This window comes from Pseudomonas sp. IzPS59, from assembly GCF_014863505.1.
Taxonomy (GTDB): Bacteria; Pseudomonadota; Gammaproteobacteria; order Pseudomonadales; family Pseudomonadaceae; genus Aquipseudomonas; species Aquipseudomonas kribbensis.
This window is the reverse complement of record NZ_CP062251.1, coordinates 3,821,116-3,839,965: the sequence shown is the minus strand read 5'-3', so window position 1 is coordinate 3,839,965 and position 18,850 is coordinate 3,821,116. Positions and strand designations below refer to the sequence as shown.

17 protein-coding genes are annotated in these 18,850 nt (G+C 61.0%); 7 read left to right on the top strand and 10 right to left on the bottom strand.

The features are described 5' to 3' along the window. Positions 1 to 3: 3 nt before the first annotated feature. The 4 genes from IF189_RS17115 to IF189_RS17100 all read right to left on the bottom strand — a co-directional run bounded on the left by IF189_RS17115 (position 4) and on the right by IF189_RS17100 (position 4,575). Complete coding sequence (locus tag IF189_RS17115) at positions 4 to 1,389, bottom strand: UbiD family decarboxylase (RefSeq protein ID WP_192551974.1); 1,386 nt, start codon at positions 1,387 to 1,389, stop codon at positions 4 to 6. Between the two features lie 123 nt (positions 1,390 to 1,512). Further along, positions 1,513 to 2,418 carry an amidohydrolase family protein gene (locus IF189_RS17110; RefSeq protein ID WP_007952854.1) on the bottom strand — a complete coding sequence of 302 codons (906 nt, stop codon included), beginning with the start codon at positions 2,416 to 2,418 and terminating at the stop codon, positions 1,513 to 1,515. Positions 2,419 to 2,422: 4 nt separating this feature from the next. Then, on the bottom strand, positions 2,423 to 3,352 hold the full coding sequence (locus IF189_RS17105) for an amidohydrolase family protein (RefSeq protein ID WP_011334798.1): 930 nt from the start codon (positions 3,350 to 3,352) through the stop codon (positions 2,423 to 2,425). A gap of 332 nt (positions 3,353 to 3,684) precedes the next feature. Continuing rightward, positions 3,685 to 4,575 (bottom strand): LysR substrate-binding domain-containing protein, encoded by an 891-nt coding sequence (locus tag IF189_RS17100; protein WP_134826312.1) that lies wholly within the window; start codon positions 4,573 to 4,575, stop codon positions 3,685 to 3,687. 118 nt (positions 4,576 to 4,693) lie between these two features. On the opposite strand from IF189_RS17100, the gene IF189_RS17095 reads away from it, so the two are divergent. The 6 genes from IF189_RS17095 (at position 4,694) to IF189_RS17070 (ending at position 11,816) form a co-directional block, all read left to right on the top strand. Further along, on the top strand, positions 4,694 to 5,158 hold the full coding sequence (locus tag IF189_RS17095) for a (2Fe-2S)-binding protein (RefSeq protein WP_085602752.1): 465 nt from the start codon (positions 4,694 to 4,696) through the stop codon (positions 5,156 to 5,158). Further along, a complete protein-coding gene (locus IF189_RS17090) occupies positions 5,158 to 7,362 on the top strand; it encodes a xanthine dehydrogenase family protein molybdopterin-binding subunit (RefSeq protein ID WP_192551973.1) in 2,205 nt (734 codons plus the stop codon). The genes IF189_RS17095 and IF189_RS17090 overlap by 1 nt, the downstream gene beginning before the upstream one ends. A gap of 6 nt (positions 7,363 to 7,368) precedes the next feature. Further along, positions 7,369 to 8,259: a LysR family transcriptional regulator gene (locus IF189_RS17085; RefSeq protein ID WP_085711502.1), complete on the top strand. Its 891-nt coding sequence runs from the start codon at positions 7,369 to 7,371 to the stop codon at positions 8,257 to 8,259. 77 nt (positions 8,260 to 8,336) lie between these two features. Beyond that, on the top strand, positions 8,337 to 9,827 hold the full coding sequence (locus IF189_RS17080) for a helix-turn-helix transcriptional regulator (RefSeq protein ID WP_192551972.1): 1,491 nt from the start codon (positions 8,337 to 8,339) through the stop codon (positions 9,825 to 9,827). 193 nt (positions 9,828 to 10,020) lie between these two features. Beyond that, the gene (locus IF189_RS17075) at positions 10,021 to 10,263 is read left to right on the top strand and encodes a DUF1652 domain-containing protein (protein ID WP_192551971.1); all 243 of its coding nucleotides are present in this window, start codon (positions 10,021 to 10,023) and stop codon (positions 10,261 to 10,263) included. Positions 10,264 to 11,162: 899 nt separating this feature from the next. Continuing rightward, positions 11,163 to 11,816, top strand: a complete 654-nt coding sequence (locus IF189_RS17070) for a trimeric intracellular cation channel family protein (protein ID WP_225739909.1) — start codon at positions 11,163 to 11,165, stop codon at positions 11,814 to 11,816. Positions 11,817 to 11,861: 45 nt separating this feature from the next. Here IF189_RS17070 and IF189_RS17065 read toward each other — a convergent pair whose 3' ends face one another. Continuing rightward, entirely contained in the window at positions 11,862 to 12,629 is a 768-nt protein-coding gene (locus IF189_RS17065) for an SDR family oxidoreductase (protein ID WP_085687598.1), read from the bottom strand. Positions 12,630 to 12,667: 38 nt separating this feature from the next. After that, positions 12,668 to 13,735 carry a phosphotransferase family protein gene (locus IF189_RS17060; protein WP_192551970.1) on the bottom strand — a complete coding sequence of 356 codons (1,068 nt, stop codon included), beginning with the start codon at positions 13,733 to 13,735 and terminating at the stop codon, positions 12,668 to 12,670. Positions 13,736 to 13,925: 190 nt separating this feature from the next. Here IF189_RS17060 and IF189_RS17055 point away from each other — a divergent pair, with 190 nt between their 5' ends. Continuing rightward, positions 13,926 to 14,321: a DUF4280 domain-containing protein gene (locus IF189_RS17055; protein ID WP_192551969.1), complete on the top strand. Its 396-nt coding sequence runs from the start codon at positions 13,926 to 13,928 to the stop codon at positions 14,319 to 14,321. A 1-nt stretch (position 14,322) separates the two neighbouring features. Here the strand turns inward: IF189_RS17055 and IF189_RS17050 are convergent, their stop codons facing one another. The 4 genes from IF189_RS17050 to IF189_RS17035 all read right to left on the bottom strand — a co-directional run bounded on the left by IF189_RS17050 (position 14,323) and on the right by IF189_RS17035 (position 18,836). Continuing rightward, the gene (locus IF189_RS17050; RefSeq protein WP_134826318.1) at positions 14,323 to 14,865 is read right to left on the bottom strand and encodes a toxin-antitoxin system YwqK family antitoxin; all 543 of its coding nucleotides are present in this window, start codon (positions 14,863 to 14,865) and stop codon (positions 14,323 to 14,325) included. 12 nt (positions 14,866 to 14,877) lie between these two features. Further along, complete coding sequence (gene tssI, locus IF189_RS17045) at positions 14,878 to 16,887, bottom strand: type VI secretion system tip protein VgrG (RefSeq protein WP_192551968.1); 2,010 nt, start codon at positions 16,885 to 16,887, stop codon at positions 14,878 to 14,880. 42 nt (positions 16,888 to 16,929) lie between these two features. Next, the gene (locus tag IF189_RS17040) at positions 16,930 to 17,907 is read right to left on the bottom strand and encodes a hypothetical protein (RefSeq protein WP_134826320.1); all 978 of its coding nucleotides are present in this window, start codon (positions 17,905 to 17,907) and stop codon (positions 16,930 to 16,932) included. A 314-nt stretch (positions 17,908 to 18,221) separates the two neighbouring features. Next, complete coding sequence (locus tag IF189_RS17035; RefSeq protein ID WP_192551967.1) at positions 18,222 to 18,836, bottom strand: hypothetical protein; 615 nt, start codon at positions 18,834 to 18,836, stop codon at positions 18,222 to 18,224. Positions 18,837 to 18,850: the final 14 nt, after the last annotated feature.

The window sequence follows — 18,850 nt, the reverse complement described above, 5'->3', positions numbered from 1 at the left end:
GGTTCACGATGACAGACCCTCAAGCAGTTGCCGGGCGCGTTCGAGCACGTCCTGATCGAGCTGCGCCTTGATCCCGTCAAACCCCGAGCCGCGCGTGGCATCCAGGCCCATGCGCGAGGTGGTGCCATTGACCGAGGACGACGGGTCCAGCGGGCTGCCGGGCAAACCGTCGATGGTGAAAATGTCGAGGTGCGGCTGGAAGTGCGTGGCCAATGCCCACAGCACCTGGCTGTCGTCGGTGAGGTCGATATCGCTGTCCACTGCGATCACGGTTTTCAGGTACGGATCCCAGCCGAGCAGGGCCAGCATGATTTGCCGGGCCTCGCCGTCGCGGCTCTGGTCCAGCGCCACGTAGCAATGAAAGTGCGTGCCGGAATTCGGGTAATGCACGGCGGTGACGGCGGGGAAACGCGCCTTGAGCTTCTCGCTCATTTCCGCTTCGCGGGGCAGCCGCGCCAGGGTCAGGTGTTCGGCATAGCGCCCGCCCATCACGTCCACCAGCCAGGCGTCCTTGCGCCGCAACAGGGTGTCGACGCGCAACACATTGTTGGTCGAACGATCCGAGGAGTAACCGCTGAATTCGCCGAACGGACCTTCTTCGGCATAGGCCGCCGGGTCTATCGCGCCTTCGAGCACGAACTCGGCGTAAGCCGGCACGCCGATGCCATAGCGCGGGGTCTTGACCAGTTCCAGCGGCGCACCGAACAGCCCGCCGGCCACCGCGCGTTCGTCGCTGCCGTAAGGCAAGCGAGCCGCAGCGGCGAGCATGAACAGCGGGTGCGCGCCGACCACCATGGCCACGCGCAGTTCTTCGCCGCGTTCGCGGGCGGTCTGCAACATCCGCCACAGGTGCCCGCGCGAGTGCAGGCTGGTGGCCAGGGCCTGACGGGCGTGGCGCATCGAGCGGTGGTAGCTCATGTTGGCGATGCCAGTCAGCGGGTCTTCGGCGATGATGATCGCGTTGGTGATGTAGGGGCCGCGATCACTGTCGAAATGCTTGAGCATCGGCAGTAGCGCCAGATCCAGCGCTTCACCCTCGAACACCTCGTCGAGCACCGGGCCGGTTTCGACGTAGCGCGGCGCGATCGGCTGGTTGGCGCGGGTCTGGAAGGTTTCGTGCAACTGCGCGGCACTGACGCCGAACAGTCGGGCGATACGTCGGCGGGAGGCGAACAGGTTGGTCGCCACCGGCACGCCGAGGTTGCCGACGTGTTCGCAGATCAGCAGCGGGTCGCGGCCCTGGGCGGCGAGGGCATCGACCAGGGCGGTGACGTCCTGATCGGCGGAAAGAGGTTGGGTGATGGTCAGCACATCGTCCGGGTACTGGCGGCGATAGGCGTCGATGAATACGTGAAAATCCTGAGAGTCGCCGAGCGTCGAACGGGTCATGGTTTCACCTTGTAAAAAGCAGGCGCGCAGGGGTGAGGGTGGCGTTCGATCGACAAGCCGTTGGCCTGCCGGTCGAGCGAACGCCGGGTCATCTTCGCGCCTGTAAAGTCGCTGTGTACGGGTTTAGAGGTAGGTCGTGGTCAGACGAATGTCCGCCTCGGCCAGGTCCTTGGGTGGCGGGGTCGGTTCGATCCCGCACAGCCTGGCGATGTTGTTGCCCAGGTAATCCTCAAGGTGATCCTCGTCGATCCCCAGGCCCTGGGGTGCCGGCGAGCACAACACTTCCAGCTCGCGCAGCCACATGCCCGGTTCGTTCGGCGGCGAGTCGGTGCCGAACACGATCTTGTTGCGCGGCAGCTCCTTGGCGAATTCGACGATCCGCGACTGGAAGCACCAGCCGGACTCGCAGTACACGTTCGGCGTGTCCATCGCCATCCAGAACGCCTCGAACGAGTAGTTGCCACCGGTCTGGATGCCGAAGTGACCGATGATGAAATTGACCATCGGGAACTCGCGGATGATCGGGTAGAACATCGTCGGAATGGTGTACGGGCCGTCGCCGGTGTGGATCAGCACCACGATGTTGTACTTGGCGCAGACCTTCATCGCCGGACGCAGCCAGTCGAGTGCGCGATCCGGGCGATAGCCGTGCATGTTGGCGTGCAGCTTGAGCATCTTGAAGCCGTATTCCTTGATGTGGAATTCCAGCTCTGCCGCGCCGTTTTCCGGCCCCCAGCGTGGGTTGAAGTTGAAGTTGCCGATGAAGCGGTCCGGGTACTTCACGCACAATTCGGCGACGTACGACATGTAGTCGCGCACGCCCTCGCGGCCCCGGCGGTTGCCGTCGCGATAACCGGTGTTGCCCGGTGGCGGCTGGATGAAGCCCATGTCGATCCGGCGCGGCTTGCCGTTGATCATGTACGGGCCGTCCATCAGCTTAAGCATGCGCTCGCCGGTGAACGGTTCGCCAGTGTGGCGCCAGGCCTCGTCGACCAGGTTGGTGGGGTGCAGATGGGTGTCGATGATCATCGGTTCAGCTCCTGGCCAGTTGAGTGGTGACGGGGCGCTTGAGTTGCGCCTCTGCTTCGGAAACGGAACGCGGCGGCGGGGACGGCTGAAGGCCGATCATCCGTGCGGTGTTGTTGCCCAGGTAGTCTTCGAGGGTGTCCTCGTCGAGGTTCAGGCCCTGCGGCGGCTCGTGGCACAGCACTTCGAGCAGGCGCAGCCACATGCCCGGTTCGTTCGGCGGGGTGTCGGTGCCGAACAGGATCTTGTGGGTCGGCAGCACCTTGGCGAACTCGACGATCCGCGATTGCAGGCACCAGCCGGATTCGCAATAGACGTTGGGCAGCTCCATTGCCCACTGCATCGGTTCGAACACGTAGACGCCGCCGGTCTGCACGCCGAAGTGGGCCATGATGAAATCGACGTTGGGGAATTCCTTGATCATCGGCACCCATTCCGACGGGATGCTGTAAGGCCCGTCGCCGGTGTGCAGTTTGACCGGAATGCCCAGTTCGGCGCATTTCTCGAAGGCCGGGCGCACCCAGTCCAGCGCACGGTCGGGACGGTAGGCGTGCATGTTGGCCTGCATCTGCACCATCTTGAAACCGTGTTCCTTGACGTAGCGCTCGATCGCCTCGACGCCGTTTTCCACGCCGCAGCGCGGGTTGTAGACGAAGCAGCCGATGAAACGGTCCGGGTAGGTCTGGACCATTTTCAGGGTGTAGGCCATGTAGGCGTCGATGGATTCGCGGCCCGACAGTTCGCCGTCGGTCCAGGTGTAAATGGTGTTGCCTTGCGGTGGCTGGATGAAGGCTTTGTCGATGCGGCGAGGCTTGCCGTTGACCATGTACGGGCCATCCATCATCTCCAGCAGACGCTCGCCGGTGAACGGGTCACCGTCATGCCTCCAGGCGAGGTCCACCAGATCGGTGGGATAGCAGCTGATATCGATGATCATTGAAGTCGATCTCCTGATAGCGGGGAAGGGAGCCTTGCGGCTCACAGCATCCACGTCCCGGGCAATCGGCCGTTTCTATGCGCAGCACTCGCGCATTCCCTCGCCTGTTCGCATCCGGCCCGGGTGGGTGGTTGCTTGAGGCGAGTATTGGAAGGCGGGGGAGGGTTCGTACAATATTAATTGGGTGGGGTGGTGATACTTGTTCGATATGGTTTTGTGGTGAATGTGCTGTCCCCATCGCTGGCAAGCCAGCTCCCACAGGGATCGAAGGTGTTGACCCGATTTGTGTCACGGCACAAAACACTGTGGGAGCTGGCTTGCCAGCGATTGCGTCAGAACTGTGTTTGCCGGGCCAACTGCTTGATCATTTCAACAACAGGCGCCACCCGCTCGGCCTGCCCATGGGGCCACACCGCATACAGGTTGTAATGCGCCGCAATCTGCGACTCGTTCAACGCCACCAGCCGCCCGCTGCGCAACGCATCGGCAGCCAATAATCCGCGCACCAGCCCGGCGCCAATGCCAGCCTCCGCAGCCGCAATCAGATTCGCCGCATTGTCGAAAACCACCCGCGCCGGCGGCTCCGTCGGCGTCATCCCGGCTGCATCCAGCCACGGAATCCACGACCGTCGCGTGTACCCCAACAGCGGTAATTCAAGAATCTGCGCCGGGCTCAACGGCAGCTGCAAACCATGCCGCTCCAGCAACGCCGGAGACGCCACCGCCAGCACCCGGTCCCCGCAGATCTGCGTCATCTCGCAATCATCCCAATCGCCGTAGCCATAGCGCAGCGACAGGTCCACCCGTTCGAACGTGCTGCGATCACTGCGCGGCATCGAAAGGATCGTTACTTCGAAATCCGGCAAACCGTCGAGCAACTGCGGCAGGCGCGGATTGAGCCAGCTCTGGGCCAGTTCGCTGTCGACATCCAGGGTCAGACGCTGGGCCACGCTGCGGTTTTTCACCGAGGACAATGCCCGGTCAATCTGCGCCAGACCATCCGACAGCACGCTGGCAAACAACTGCCCGGCGTCGGTCAGGTTGCTGCCACCGCCTTCGCGCACGAACAGCGGCTGGCCGATGAATTCTTCCAGGGCGCGGATCTGCTGGCTGATTGCGCTGTGGGTCAGGTCGAGCTTGCGCGCGGCGCTGGAAAAACTGCCGCTGCGCGCCGCGTGGATGAACGCGCTCATGGACTGCACCGACGGGTATCGCTTGTACATGTTGTTAGTCCTGCTTACACCGGTTGGCAGAAATCGTCGCTGGCCGCGTGTTGCCCGGGCTTCCAATAATCGATGACCAGGCCCGCACAAAGACGGGCCGCTCTTTTGGAGCCTGACAATGATTGCATTCACGGTTAACGGCGAACGACGCGAGCTGGATGAAGCGTCCCCCTCCATGCCCTTGTTATGGGTGTTGCGTGATCAGTTGAAACTCACCGGCACCAAGTTCGGCTGCGGCATGGGCCTGTGCGGTGCCTGCACCGTGCACCTGAACGGGGTCGCGGTGCGTTCCTGCCAGTTGCCGCTGGCCGCCGTCGCGGGCCACAGCATCACCACCATCGAGGGCCTGTCGCCCAGCGAAAACCATCCGCTGCAACTGGCCTGGGTCGCCGAAGATGTGCCGCAATGCGGCTACTGTCAATCCGGGCAGATCATGTCCGCCGCCGCGCTGCTCAACACCGGGGCGCCGGTCAACGACGACTCGATCCGCAACGCCATGTCCGGGAATATCTGCCGCTGCGGCACTTACGGGCGCATCAACAAGGCGATCAAACGTGCGGCGAATGCGCCGAAGGAGGCGTGATGAGCCTCGTCGAAAATGCAGGTTTCGAACTGTCGCGTCGGGTGTTTCTAAAGCAGACGGTGACGGTGGTGTCCGGCCTGGCAATTGCGCTGTATCTGCCAACCGGTGCGGCGGCTGAGTCGAAAACCTCGGCTACCGAATTCGAACCCAACGCCTGGGTGCGGGTGCTGCCCGACGGCACGGTGAAACTGGTGGTGCACAAGCACGATTCCGGTACCGGCACCCAGACCGCTTTGGCCGCATGTGTGGCCGAGGAACTGGATGTGAACCCGATGACTGTGCAGGTCATCACCCCGGAAGATCCGTTCTTTGAAACCTATATTCATCCGGTCTGGAAAGTCTTCTCCACCGGCGGCAGCACCAGCGTGTCGCTGGAATATGATCGCCTGCGCATGGCCGGCGCCACGGCGCGGGCGCTGCTGATCAGTGCGGCGGCGCAGCAGTGGAAAGTCAGCCCTGACAGCTGCTCCACCGAAGAAGGCCGGGTCGTGCATGCGTCGAGCAAACGCAGCCTCGGCTATGGCGAACTGGCCGGCGCGGCGGCGCATCTGCCGGTACCGGTCAACGTCACGCTGAAGGATCCGGCGCAGTTCAAATACATCGGCAAATTGCGCCACAAACGCGATGCGGCGGCCAAGGTGTGCGGGCGCTTCAAATACAGCATCGACGTGCAGTTGCCGGGGATGCTGGTAGCAGTGATCCAGCGTGCGCCGGTGGTGGGCGCCAAGGTTGTCGCAGTGGATTCGGCACCCGCGTTGCAGGTGCCGGGCGTGCGCAAGGTGATTGCGATTCCGGGCCGGCCGGACGTACTCGGCGGCAACCTCGAAGGCGTCGCGGTCCTGGCCGAAACGTTTTGGGCCGCACAGCAGGGACGCAAGTTGCTGGAGATCAAATGGAGCGATTCCCCGCTGGCCGGTTTCGACAGCGCCGAGCTGCCCAAGGCACAGCTCGCAGCGATCAGCGACCCGGCAACGCAAACCGTCAAAGCCATGGCCCAGGGCGATGTCGCCGGACAATGGCCGGGCGCGGCGAAGCTGCTCGAAGCCGATTACACCATGCCCTATAAGGTGCAAAACCCGCTGGAGCCGATCTGTATCACCGCGCAGGTCAAGGACAAGGCAATCACCTATTGGGGCGGCGTGCAGGTGCCTTCGTCGGCGCTGGAAGCGGCGCAGACCGTGTGCGGCATCGCCAAGGACAAGGTCACCATCCATGAGCTGGTGTCCGGCGGCAGCTTCGGTGCGCGGGAAGCCAAATACTGGCTGTTCGAAGTGGCGTATCTGGCGCAGCAGAGCGGCGTGCCGGTGAAACTGCTCAACAGCCGCGAAGACGAAATGCACGCGTTGTTCAATCACCCGGCCACGCTTCATCGGGTGAAAGGCGCGCTGGATGCCCAAGGCAAACTCACCGCGCTGCAACTGCATGCGGTATCGCCGGCCTCGCCGGAACAGTGGGAGCCGGGCTATTTCGAGCGCCCGGATCACATGGATTACAGCACCACCGAAGCGATCACCGCGTGGGACTTCGCCTACCGTCCGCCGCATCTCGAACTGAACTGGGTCAAACACGAAAGCAACGTGCCCAGCGGCTGGTATCGCTCGGTCAGTTTCATTCCCAACGTATTCGCCGTGGAAAGCTTCATGGATGAACTGGCCCATGCGGCCGGTGAAGATCCGCTGGCGTTCCGGCTGGCCAACATGCAGGAGCGACCACGGCATGTCGCGGTGCTGAAGCATGCGGCCGAACGCGCCGGTTGGGGCCAGAAATTGCCACCGGACACGGCGCTGGGGATCGCCACCAATCAGGGTTACACCAGTTTTATCGCCGTGGTGGCGCGGGTCGCGAAAGTGGACGGCAAGGCCCGGGTCGAGAAGCTGACCTGCGTGGTCGATTGCGGACTGGCGGTCTCGCCCGGCGGAGTCGAAGAGCAGATTTACGGCGGGCTGATGTGGGGCCTAGGCCATGCGCTGTTCGACCGTCTCGACATCCAGCAGGGCAGGGTGGTGCAGAGCAATTTCCACGACTATCGCGTCACGCGCATGTCCGACATGCCGCCCGTGGACATCCTCGTGCTTGATGGTCAGCCGGACAAACCGGGCGGCGTCGGAGAGCTGGGCAGCCCGTCGGTGGTCCCGGCGATTGCCAATGCGCTGTTCAGCCTGACCGGGGTGCGTCAGCGTTCCACGCCATTGAGCCTGGGGTAAACCGCCATGGATCTGCGATTGCTGCGGTACTTCATGGCCCTGGCCGATGAGCTGCACTTCGGCCGCGCCGCCGAACGCTTGCACATCTGCCAGCCGCCGCTGAGCCAGCAGATCCGCTTGCTGGAGGAGGAGCTCGGCACGCCGCTGTTCGAGCGCAGTCATCACCGGGTCGAGCTGACAGCGGCGGGGCAGATGCTCAAGGAGCAGGCGCCGCTGGTGTTCGAACAACTCGAACGGGCGCTGGACCTGACCCGGCAGACCGGGCGCGGGCAGCTCGGCGAGCTGGAAATCGGCATGATCAGTTCGGTGATGGTCGGCGTGCTGCCCAAGGCGCTGCACCTGTTTCGCGAACGCTATCCGCAGGTGACCTGGCGTCTGCATGAGATGACCCCGGCGGCCCAGGTCAAGGCGCTGAAGGAGAAACGCATCGACGCCTGCGTGTTTCGGGTCGGTTATGACGACCCGCAGTTGCGCAATGAATTGCTGATCCATGAGCCGATTCATGTGGTGATGCCGGCGGATCACCCGTTGGCTCGTCGCGAGGTGCTGGCGCCCGCCGACCTTGCGCAGGAACCGTTCGTGGCGCTGGAATTGAAGCAGTCGCGCTTCGCCAATTTTCTCTATCAGTGCTGCATTCAGGCAGGGTTCACCCCGCAGATCCGCCAGCAGGTGATCGAGGTGCAGACCTTGCTCAGTCTGGTGCGTGCCGGGTTCGGTGTGGCGCTGTTGCCGGCCTCCATCGAGCAACTGGCGCCGGCCGGACTGGTGTTCCGGCGCCTGACCCCGGCGTTGCCGCAAGTGCCGTTGTACGCGACGTATCGGGCGGATGATGCCTCACCGGTGCTCAAGCTGTTTCTCGATACGCTGCGGGAACTGGTGGATCACTCATCGCGCTGACCAAGGGCAAAATTGCCCGGCACGATCGCGACGGCCAGCGGTCGTAATCTTCACATGCGTGTACTTGTGGAGAGCCAATGAGCCGGGACGTCCTGACCACCGAAACCAATCGCCGCCAGTTGCAACAGATCATCGCCGGTCTGTCTGACGGAGTGATTCTGCTGGAACTCGACCAGACCATCCTCTGGGCCAACGAAGCCGCGCTGGCGATGCATGGCGTCAGCCGGATCGGCGAGCTGGGCAACAATGCCGGGGAGTATGCCGAGCGATTCAACCTGCGTTATCGCAACAACCACACGCTGACGCCGGAGCAGTACCCGATCAGTCGCGTGGCGGCGGGGGAAACCTTCAGCGATGTGCTGGTGGAAGTCACCCCGCACAGCGATGAAGAGCGCACCTGGGTACACAGTGTGCGCAGCATGGTGCTGACCGATCGTGACGGCGAGACCGAATCGCTGGTGCTGATCATGAGCGACGTCACCGATTGGGCCAACGCCGAGCAGCGCTTCGAAAAAACCTTCAACGCCAACCCGGCACCGGCGGTGATCTGCCGTCTCAGTGATCTGCGTTACATCAAGGTCAATCCGGGGTTCCTGGAGATGACTGGCTACACCCGCGATCAAGTGATCGGCGCCTCGACCTATGAGCTGGACATTCTCGAACAGGCCGAACGCAAGGAACTGGCGATCCAGCGCCTGCGCGATGTCGCGACCATTCCGCAGATGCAGGCTGAATTGCGTCTGCCGGACGGTGGCAGCAAGCAGGTGATCGTCGCCGGCCAGCCGCTGGTGCTCAACGACGAGGACTGCATGCTGTTTTCGTTCGTCGACATGGAGCTGCGGCACAAGGCCGAAGTCGCCCTTCGCCAAAGCGAGGAGCGCTTCGCCAAGGCCTTTCGCCTGACGCCGGTGCCGATCCTGATCTGCAGCGCCGACGAGCAGCGGCTGATCGACGTCAATCAGGCCTTTCTCGATACCCTGTCTTACGAGAGCGACGACGTGCTCGGCAAGACCGTCGCGCAACTGGACTTCATCGATGAACCGGCGGAACGCGCCCGGTTGCTGGCGGCGCTGGAGAAGACCGGCCGGGTTGACCGCGTCGACATGCGGATCCGCAGGAAAGACGCCGAGCTGCTGGAGTGCGCGGTGTCCGCCGACACCGTCAACATTCAGGACACGGTGTGCTATTTGCTGGTGCTGATGGACATCACCGAGCGCAAGCGCACCGAGCTTGAACTGGTGGCGGCGATTGAAGAGGTGATGAAGGATGCGTCGTGGTTCAGCCGTACGCTGATCGAAAAACTGGCCAATGTGAAGAAGGTCAACTCGCCGCAGCTGCCGAGTGTTTCGTTCACTGATCTGACGGCCCGGGAGCGTGATGTGCTGGGGCTGATCTGTGAGGGGTTGGCGGACAAGGAGATTGCTGCGCGGTTGAAGCTGGCGCCGAACACGGTGCGCAATCATGTGGCGACGGTGTATTCGAAGCTCGATGTGCACAGTCGCAGCGAGGCGATTGTCTGGGCTCGGGAGCGTGGGTTGTTTTCGGGCAGCAGCCGGGGGCAGCGGTAAGGTGCAAATGCACTAGTTAATGGGGTGCAAATTCGGGTGTTTGATCGGGCGGGCTGTTCTTAGTCTGGTGAGGTGCGGTGCGGTTTTTTTCCGTGATCGCGTCCCTTTTGAACCTGCTAATGGATCAGCCCCTTATGAATGTGTTGTTTGTCGTTGAGTCTGGCGTGTTGCGCCTTTTTATGGAGCTTGCGCGATGATTTATCTGGCGCAGTTGCGGGCGCAGCTTGAGCGCAGTTTTTCGCCGTTGGCTTGTGAGTGTGTGGTGGATGGGGATCACTCCCTTACTGTGAAGCTTTATGAGCCGGTTTCGGGGCGGGTGGATCTGGTGATTAGTGGGTTGAGTCTGGATGCCTTGCGTACGCCGGAAGCGGTGGATGCCTTGATTGATGAATTGCGGTATGAGCTTGAGAGTAATTCTTTGCGGTCGCCGGGGTGAACTTGGCGGCCTCTGGGCCGACCATGCTCTGGGTGGGTTTGGGTGAATATCCGTTTCTTCGGGCGTTGCGGCTGGCGGTTCCGCTCTTACAGCGGCTCACTTTTCCAAACGCCGAAAAGTAAGCAAAAGGCTTGGCCCCAACGTTCGGCACCTCGCTGTGGCTCGGTGTTCCTTCGCTCCGGGATTCATCCGGGGGCATCGCCTCCGGTTTGCTTCGCTGCACCTCCTCTCGATGTGTTCGACTTCGTCGAACGGCGCTACGCGCCCACCCCCGGATCAATCCCTCCACTCAGCCTGCCGACGGGGCCGGCACGTCAAAAGCGGTACTCGAGCTAACGCTCATCGTGTTGAGTGGTGAAGAGCGTGAAGCCGACTTGTGTGCTCTTCAAAACCTGAGTTCAACTCGGTGTTTCACGTCGATGCAACTCGAATGAACAACTCCGTCGGCTCCCTCTCCCTCCGGGAGAGGGCTGGGGTGAGGGCTGGTTCTTGAGGTTGTTCAAGAATCTGTCGGAACACACGGTCCGTTTGTTCACCCCACCCCAAAATCGACAGCCATTTCCCCCCAATCCCACCATTCCACTGGCACTCACCCCCCACTGGTCTATAAGGAATGAGTGGTTCGGTTTCCATAACCGGGTATTTGCACGCTCGGCGACGGGAGTTTTTCTTCCTTTTATCGCGGGTCATCCTATGAACAATCCTGGGAAACGCGTGTGTTTTTCGTTGTTGTCGGCTTTCGGTCTGGTGCTGCTCAGTGGCTGTGCCAGTCCTCCACCCCCCCCGCCGGCAGCGCCGCCTCCGCCACCTGAACGCACCTGTCAGGTGATGGAAAATACCGAGGTCGCCGGTGACATGTATGCCGACGGGCAGGTAACCCGACACATCACCAAGACGCGTTGCGTCACTCAATAACGCACGCGCCGTCGAAGGCGCGGGTCGAGTGGATTGTGCTGGTGGCCGATCTGGTCGGTACCGCCGTGTTTGCCGTTGAAGGCGCCATTGCGGCGATGCATGCTCAACTCGATCTGCTGGGCGTGATGGTGATTGCCTTCATCGTTGCGCTCGGCGGCGGGGTGACCCGTGATCTGTTGATCGGCGCTACGCCGCCCAAGGCTGTGGCCGACTGGCGCTATCCGGCGCTGGCGTTTGCCATGGGCGGGGTGGCGTTTGTGTTTCATGAGCAGGTGCTGGGCTGGTCCGGTTCGACGCTGATCGTGCTGGACGCGGCGGGGTTGGCGCTGTTTGCCGTGGCCGGGGCGCAGAAGGCGTTGAATTTCGGGATCTCGCCGTTTGTGTCCATGCTGATGGGCACGATTACCGGCGTTGGTGGCGGGGTGCTGCGGGACATTGTGCTGGCGCGGGTGCCGGTGGTGTTGCAGGCGGATCTGTATGCCAGTTCGGCGTTTGTCGGCGCGGTGGTGTTGATCGTCGGGCGCAGGCTGGGCGTTTCGCCGGTGGCGGCTGCGTTGCTGGCGGGGGCGGCGTGTTTGTTGTTGCGCTTGCTGTCGGTGCATTTCGGCTGGCAATTGCCAAAGGTACTGGAGGCATGAAAAAGGCAGCCCTTGGGCTGCCTTTTGTTTTGCGTCAGAAGCGGATCAGGACAGGAAACCGCCGTCCACGTTCAGCGATACGCCGGTGGTGTAGCTCGAAGCATCGCTCGCCAGGTACAGCACGGCGCCGGCCATTTCGCTCGGGTCGGCTACGCGCTTGAGCGGGATTTGCGTCAGGGCTTGCTTCAGGATCGCGTCATTCTTCACCAGGGCCGAAGCGAATTTGGTGTCGGTCAGGCCCGGCAGCAGGGCGTTGCAGCGGATGCCGAATTGCGCGCATTCCTTGGCGAAGACTTTGGTCATGTTGATCACCGCAGCTTTGGTCACCGAGTAGATGCCCTGGAAGATCCCCGGCGAAATGCCGTTGATCGACGCCACGTTGATGATGCTGCCGCCGCCGTTTTCGCGCATCAGCTTGCCGGCTTCCACTGACATGAAGAAGTAGCCGCGGATGTTCACGTCGACGGTTTTCTGGAAGGCGCCGAGGTCGGTGTCCAGCACGTTGCAGAACTGCGGGTTGGTCGCGGCGTTGTTGACCAGGATGTCCAGGCGCCCGAACTGTTCCTTGATCCCGGCGAAGACCTGGCTGATCTGTTCCATTTCGCCGATGTGGCAGGCGACGGCGGTGGCCTTGCCGCCGGCGGCGATGATGGCGTCGGCCACGTGCTGGCAGCCTTCGAGTTTGCGGCTCGAAACGATGACGTGGGCGCCTTGCTGGGCCAGCAGTTTGGCGATGGCTTCACCGATGCCACGGCTGGCGCCGGAGACGAAAGCGATCTTGCCGTCGAGGTCGAACAACTGAGTCTTGGACATGGGATTCCCTTGTAGTGAGCCTTGTTATAACGCCGTCATCAGAGGCTGGATTTGGCAATGACCTGCAGGCTCATATGCTCCAGCAGTTTGTTCATGTGAATGAACTGCGCGAAGCGTTTGTCCTGGGTCTGGCCATGGAAGAAGCGGTAGTAGATCTGCTGCACGATGCCGGCCAGGCGGAACAGGCCGTAGGTGTAGTAGAAGTCGAAATTGTCGATCTGGATGCCCGAGCGCTTGGCGTAGTAGTCGACGAATTCGCGGCGGGTCAGCATGCCCGGGGCGTGGCTCGGCTGGCGGCGCATCAGTTGCACCGGGGCCGGGTCGTCGGCCTGGATCCAGTAGGCGAGGGTGTTGCCCAGGTCCATCAATGGATCGCCGAGGGTGGTCAGTTCCCAGTCGAGCACGCCGATGATCTGCATCGGGTTGTTCGGGTCGAGGATGACGTTGTCGAAGCGGTAGTCGTTGTGCACGATGCTGGAGGTCGGGTGATCGGCCGGCATCTTGTCGTTGAGCCAGGCTTTGACCTTTTCCCAGTGCGGTGCGTCCGGGGTCAGCGCTTTTTCGTAACGTTCGCTCCAGCCTTTGATCTGCCGGGCGACGTAGCCTTCAGGTTTGCCCAGATCGCCGAGGCCGCAGGCGTTGTAATCGACCCGGTGCAGTTCGACGAAGCGGTCGATGAAGCTCTTGCACAGGGCTTCGGTTTTTGCTGCGTCCAGGCCCAGTTCCGGCGGCAGGTCCGAGCGCAGGATGATGCCCTTGACCCGTTCCATCACATAGAACTCGGCGCCGATCACCGAATCGTCGGTGCAGTGCACGTAGGCTTTCGGGCAATACGGGAAGCCGTCGCGCAACTGGTTGAGGATACGGAATTCGCGGCCCATGTCGTGGGCGGACTTGGCCTTGTGGCCGAACGGCGGACGGCGCAGGACGAATTCCTGGTCCGGGTATTCCAGCAGGTAGGTCAGGTTCGACGCGCCGCCGGGAAACTGGCTGATCTGCGGCGTGCCGCTCAGGCCCGGAATGTGCGCCTTGAGGTACGGATCGATCAGGCTGGCATCGAGTTCTTCGCCAGAGCGGATACGGGTGGACTGGTCAGTAAGCGCCATGCTTATCCCTTCTGCTTATTTTGGAGGCCAGACATCATTGGCTAATCTAATGGCGCGCTCGGGTCGTCACAAGCGCGGTTCGGTCTTATAGGTTAGCGTGTTGGACGATAATCACCTTTGGGAATGTGCACGGCGGGCCGCTGGCGACTAAGGTTTAGCACGAATGCCTTGTTCGGAAAGGAGCTTTGAAATGGGCTGCCCGCAAGTCTGTGCCAGCGCCACCCTGCAATGCAGTTTCGGCGCCGCACCGGCGGTGCTCAACGTGCTGCCGGTCAACCGCACGCTGACCGGCGGGATGCCGGCGGCGAACATCATGGATCATATTCCGCTGGTCAACGTCACCACGTTCGGCATGTGCATGAGCATGGCCAATCCGATGGTCGCCGCTGCCACGGCGGCGGCAATGGGCGTACTGACACCGATGCCGTGCATTCCCGCCACCGCTTCGCCGTGGATCCCCGGCGGCGCACCGACTCTGCTGCTGGGCGGGATGCCGGCGATTGATGCCAACAGCACGTTGATGTGCAACTGGGCGGGGGTGATCAAGATCGTGATGCCGGGGCAGATGCAGATGTTGATTCCCTGAGTCAGGCCTGCTGCGGATCCGTCCACTTGCGAAACCACCAGCGCACCCGGGAAATCGGCTTGCCATCGGCATCCAGCGGTCGCCCGTCCTCGGCAAATCCTTGCTCCGGTTCCATCAATTGCCCATTCAGATAACGCGCATCCACCGCCGGTTTGCCGTTGGGATGAAAGCGCTGATAACGCCCCTCACGCACGCCATCGCGATAGAACTCGGCCTCCGCCACTTGCCCGTCGGGAAAGTAATTGAACGCCTCGCCATGCAATAACCCACGCCGATAAGTGGCCTTGCGCTGCAACCAGCCTTCGGGCGCATAAAAACTGGCGATACCTTGCAGCTTGTCGCGCACAAACGGCATCTGCGCCGAGACCTTGCCGTTGGGATGGTAGAGCAGGGACGTGCCCTGCAATTGGCCCTGGCTGTAATTCAGCTCTGCCTGCTGGCGACCGTCATCCTTGATATTCAACGGACCGTCGAGTTGCCCATCCTGGAGGCGCCCCTTGAGGTGTTTGTCATTCTGCTGCAAATCCAGCGGTGTGATCGCCATGGCGACTCCTTGTCAGTTGACCTGTACCAGTCCGCCCTTGATGGTCAGCATGCCGCCACCGTCCACGGTCTGTGAGGCCGCGCCCTTGTTGGTCAGGCTGATGCCGGCATCGTTGGTCAGCGTCGTGCCGGCCTTGTTGTCCAGTGAGGTGCCAGCCTGGTTGGTCATGGCGGTGCCGGCCTTCTGGGTGATCGAAGTGCTGGCCGAGGTCGCCAGATCCGCGCCGCTCTTGATCGTGAAACTGCCGCCGCTTTGCAGCGTGAGGGTGCCGCTGACCTTGATCGTCAGGTTGCCGTCCACCGTCAGGCTGTAGTCGCCGGTGACCTTGTCGGTGTAATTGCCGCCGGTGCTGTGGTTCTGGTCGGCGCCGACCTTCACGGTGCGGCTGTCCTTCACATCGAGGGTGTCGCTGCCGGTCTGGATGGTCACGCTGCGTTTGCCTTTCTCCAGCGTGACGGTTTCGTCGCCGTCCTTGACCGTACGGGTGCGGGCGTTTTGCACCGTGAGGGTTTCGTCGTGGCCGACGGTGGCGGTGGTGTCGTTGAGCACGTTGATCTTCAGGTCTTTCTGCGCCTGCAGGAACACCTCTTCTGCATCCTTCTTGTCCTCGAAACGCAGCTCGTTGAAACCGCCGCCACCCTTGGACGACTGGGTCTTGATCCCCGACTGTGTCTGGTTCGCCGGCAAGGCGTAGGGCAGGGCGTTGTCGCCGTTGTACACGCAACCGGTGACCAGCGGCCGGTCCGGGTCGCCGTCGATAAAGGTCACGATGACTTCCTGGCCGATGCGCGGCACGAACTGCATGCCGAAGCCCTTGCCGCTCCACGGCAACACCACACGCACCCAGCAGGAACTGGTTTCATCGTTCTTGCCGTCGCGATCCCAGGGGAACTGCAACTTGATCCGGCCGTATTCATCGGTCCAGATTTCTTCGCCGGACTTGCCCACGACGATCGCGGTTTGTGGATGCATACGCGGTTTCGGTGTGGTGCGGGGCGGGCGGAACGGCGTGGCTTTGGGGATGGCTTCGAAGCGGTTGCGGTAGCTTTCGTGGCTGGCGTCGTGGGTGACGTGCGTGACCACCCAATCGATATTCAGGCTCGCATCATCGTGGCCGTCGAGGGTGAACCAGTGGCCCGGGATCAACCAGCGGCAGTCGCTTTCGCCGACGAAACGCCTCTCCTCACTGCGCAGCCCATCAACCCGTTGTTTGGTCAGCGCATCGCCACGGGCCTTGGCGTTGTAGCCACCTGGATGCTCATAAAACGAAAGTGGCCCGGCCACGGCTTCAGCCTGTCCATAGAGTGAAGTGGTCGGCGTGGTGAACTCGTAATCCGTTGCCTTGTACACCCCGGCCACCGCTTGCAGACACACTTGGCCCGAGCGGATGCCATGCAACTCGCGCTCGCCCATTTGCTGGCCCAGATACTTGACCTTCGGGCCGTTGGGAATCTGCACGAAGGCGTCATTGCTGTCGCCCAGCACCAGCGTGTGCTTGCCCTCGTCGTGGGTGAAAAACCAGAAGATGCCTTCCTCTTCCAGCAGGCGAGAGACGAAGGCGAAATCGGTTTCGCCGTACTGCACGCAGTATTCGCGGGGCGTGTAACTGCCGGTCAGTGAAAGTTTGAAATCGGTGTAATCGTGAGCTTTGAAGATTGTGGTGACGATGTCGGAGGTGGCGAGGTTCTGGAATACGCGGTTGTTGCTGGCCAGGGTCAGCCACCAGAGCCACGGACGTAAAACCAGTTGATATCGCTCGGCGGTGGCGTCGGCGGGGAGTTGGCGGATCTCGGCGACCAGCGCGTCGAAGGGACGGAGTTGGGCATCGTTGTGCAGGGTGGTGGTGACGTGGGTGGCGATGGCGTTTGTCAGAGTGAGGGATGTGCCGTCGTTGAGGCCGTTGAGGGTTTGAGATCCCAGAATGTTGAGCGCTTCATTGCCGGACAGCGAATCAGGGTAAAGCGCCGACAGCGAGGCAGCGGTGAGGGATAGGGTGGTGTTGCTGTCGGTGGAGCGTGGCATGGATTCACCTCGATCGTTTTTCGATTACGTCGCTCGCGAGGGCTACTCGACTGCTTCCTCTTGTGGCTGCACAGCAACTGTTTCCGCGGCGATGGCGGGCCATGTGACTCCGTCTATCCGCTCGCCACTGAAAAGCTTGTCGAACATGGGCTCGGTGGTGCGCAGTTTGGAAGTCACTGTGACGGTGAGTGCCGGTACAAACCCGGAGGGACAGGTTCCCGGGTTTGTCTGTGTTTCCGAACGGGCATCTTCTGGGGTATGCAGCGTCACGCCGGCTTTCAATACTTTTTTATAGTTGTCTATCCAGGTTTTGCAGTTAGCACATGCCACTTTTCTTCCGCCCAGATAGATTTTCGACTTGGTAAAAACACCTTCCACCAGGCCGCGTGTCAAAAACTTCAAAATCGCCAGCTCCGCGTGAGCATCTTCACTGTTGACGATGATGTTGATGGTCTGCTCGCGGACGTTATCGGGTCCTTTGACAGTTCGCAGGCTACCCGCCGGTCGAGCTGTCTCGACTTTTTTGCCCGAGAGTTTTCTAAACATCCAGACATCGGCAGCGGTAATGCCTGGCGGTAATGTTGTGTTCGCCACCTTACTGGCGGCTTTTACTTTATTGATCTGGGGGGCGGTCATCACCATGGAGCCATAGGACGCGTCCGTGGCATGTACCAGGTCATAGGCAGTCCTGTCCTGCTTCGAGTAGGAATGTTTGATCCCCAGTCTGTTGCGGTCACCATCCTGGAGATAGAACACCCCATGTGCGGCTTCCAGTACTTCCAGCAGACTGGCGATGGTCGTCACTCCGCAACTGTTGAGAGCGGTCAGAACCTGATCGTGTTCGCCCTTGTTACAGGCAATGAAAATTCGCTCTTCATCTTCGAAGAACGCGCATTGCACTTCGGTGACTTTATAACTTTCGCCTTTTGTATAGGCGGAAGTACTCCATTCCTGGCCGCGCGCCAGTGTGCCGATGGTGGTGGATATCTTGGCCAGGTCGTACTGATTCTTTAGTTTCATTCTGGGCGTCCGTAGCACGCGTCTGGTTGTTGGATTCAGCTCATAGGCGGGACTTTTTGATTTTCTGATGCAGCTGCATCTGGAACACATGCACCGATGGCATCGCTGGAATCTCCGTTTGTCATTTGAAGTTCCAGATCACACCGCCCACACCCGGCAGGCGCCATTTGCGCCGTCATGATCACCTTGGTCAGACAGACTTGTTGGTGGTCGGGCCAATCGAGTAATGACTGGTCCTAAAAAAGGGGACGAATTTATTTGTTTCATAAATAAATCTGTCCCCTTTGATTTGTCCCCTTTGATTTCATAACGTTTCAATCCATGTAATCCAGTCTCGAGTCCTCGGGGTAAGTCAGCGATGGCGTGAAACGTGTTTTGACTTCGCCCCATAGTTTTTTCGCTTCGAGCGGGGTGCTTGCGTTGCAAATACTCTCTATCCAGGGCTTGAGTTCGCTTTCCAGTGAACTCGAATAGCCACGACCGACTTCTGCCATGTGAGTAATGACGGCCAAAGCCTGTAAATGAACGGGAAGGCTCAAAAGTGTGGTTTCGGTGTCGCTGTACCAGTTATGGAAACTGATTGCTGGTGCAACTCCGCCGTCCTGCATGCTCCCTGCCCACGCTGCGACATCAAGATATCGGTGACATTTGTTGTCGACCCTGATGACTGGATCATAAATCTGCCAGCCCCGACCAAGTTTTATTGTGTGGGGTAGATTCATGGAGGAAAAGTAACCATTCACGACAGAAATTATGTCTGTTCTGGCGGTATCCGCCTTTTTTACCTCCTCATCAGTTGGGGGTTTGACATCAATGACCCGGGTGGATGTGTAGAGTGTGGTTGCCACTTTTGCGCTCTTTCGCAGCCATACCTTGGCGCACCAGTAACGACCGCAGTTAGTCAGAAATTCGGCTTCTTGCAGGGACATTTGGCCTCCTGGTG

Coding starts and splice junctions, on each gene's coding strand:
- IF189_RS17065 (WP_085687598.1), bottom strand. CDS start 12,629: ATGTCCAAGACTCAGTTGTTCGACCTCGACGGCAAGATCGCTTTCGTC.
- IF189_RS17110 (WP_007952854.1), bottom strand. CDS start 2,418: ATGATCATCGACACCCATCTGCACCCCACCAACCTGGTCGACGAGGCC.
- IF189_RS17085 (WP_085711502.1), top strand. CDS start 7,369: ATGGATCTGCGATTGCTGCGGTACTTCATGGCCCTGGCCGATGAGCTG.
- IF189_RS17115 (WP_192551974.1), bottom strand. CDS start 1,389: ATGACCCGTTCGACGCTCGGCGACTCTCAGGATTTTCACGTATTCATC.
- IF189_RS17035 (WP_192551967.1), bottom strand. CDS start 18,836: ATGTCCCTGCAAGAAGCCGAATTTCTGACTAACTGCGGTCGTTACTGG.
- IF189_RS17075 (WP_192551971.1), top strand. CDS start 10,021: ATGATTTATCTGGCGCAGTTGCGGGCGCAGCTTGAGCGCAGTTTTTCG.
- IF189_RS17050 (WP_134826318.1), bottom strand. CDS start 14,865: ATGGCGATCACACCGCTGGATTTGCAGCAGAATGACAAACACCTCAAG.
- IF189_RS17105 (WP_011334798.1), bottom strand. CDS start 3,352: ATGATCATCGATATCAGCTGCTATCCCACCGATCTGGTGGACCTCGCC.
- IF189_RS17080 (WP_192551972.1), top strand. CDS start 8,337: ATGAGCCGGGACGTCCTGACCACCGAAACCAATCGCCGCCAGTTGCAA.
- IF189_RS17040 (WP_134826320.1), bottom strand. CDS start 17,907: ATGAAACTAAAGAATCAGTACGACCTGGCCAAGATATCCACCACCATC.
- IF189_RS17055 (WP_192551969.1), top strand. CDS start 13,926: ATGGGCTGCCCGCAAGTCTGTGCCAGCGCCACCCTGCAATGCAGTTTC.
- IF189_RS17100 (WP_134826312.1), bottom strand. CDS start 4,575: ATGTACAAGCGATACCCGTCGGTGCAGTCCATGAGCGCGTTCATCCAC.
- tssI (WP_192551968.1), bottom strand. CDS start 16,887: ATGCCACGCTCCACCGACAGCAACACCACCCTATCCCTCACCGCTGCC.
- IF189_RS17095 (WP_085602752.1), top strand. CDS start 4,694: ATGATTGCATTCACGGTTAACGGCGAACGACGCGAGCTGGATGAAGCG.
- IF189_RS17090 (WP_192551973.1), top strand. CDS start 5,158: ATGAGCCTCGTCGAAAATGCAGGTTTCGAACTGTCGCGTCGGGTGTTT.
- IF189_RS17060 (WP_192551970.1), bottom strand. CDS start 13,735: ATGGCGCTTACTGACCAGTCCACCCGTATCCGCTCTGGCGAAGAACTC.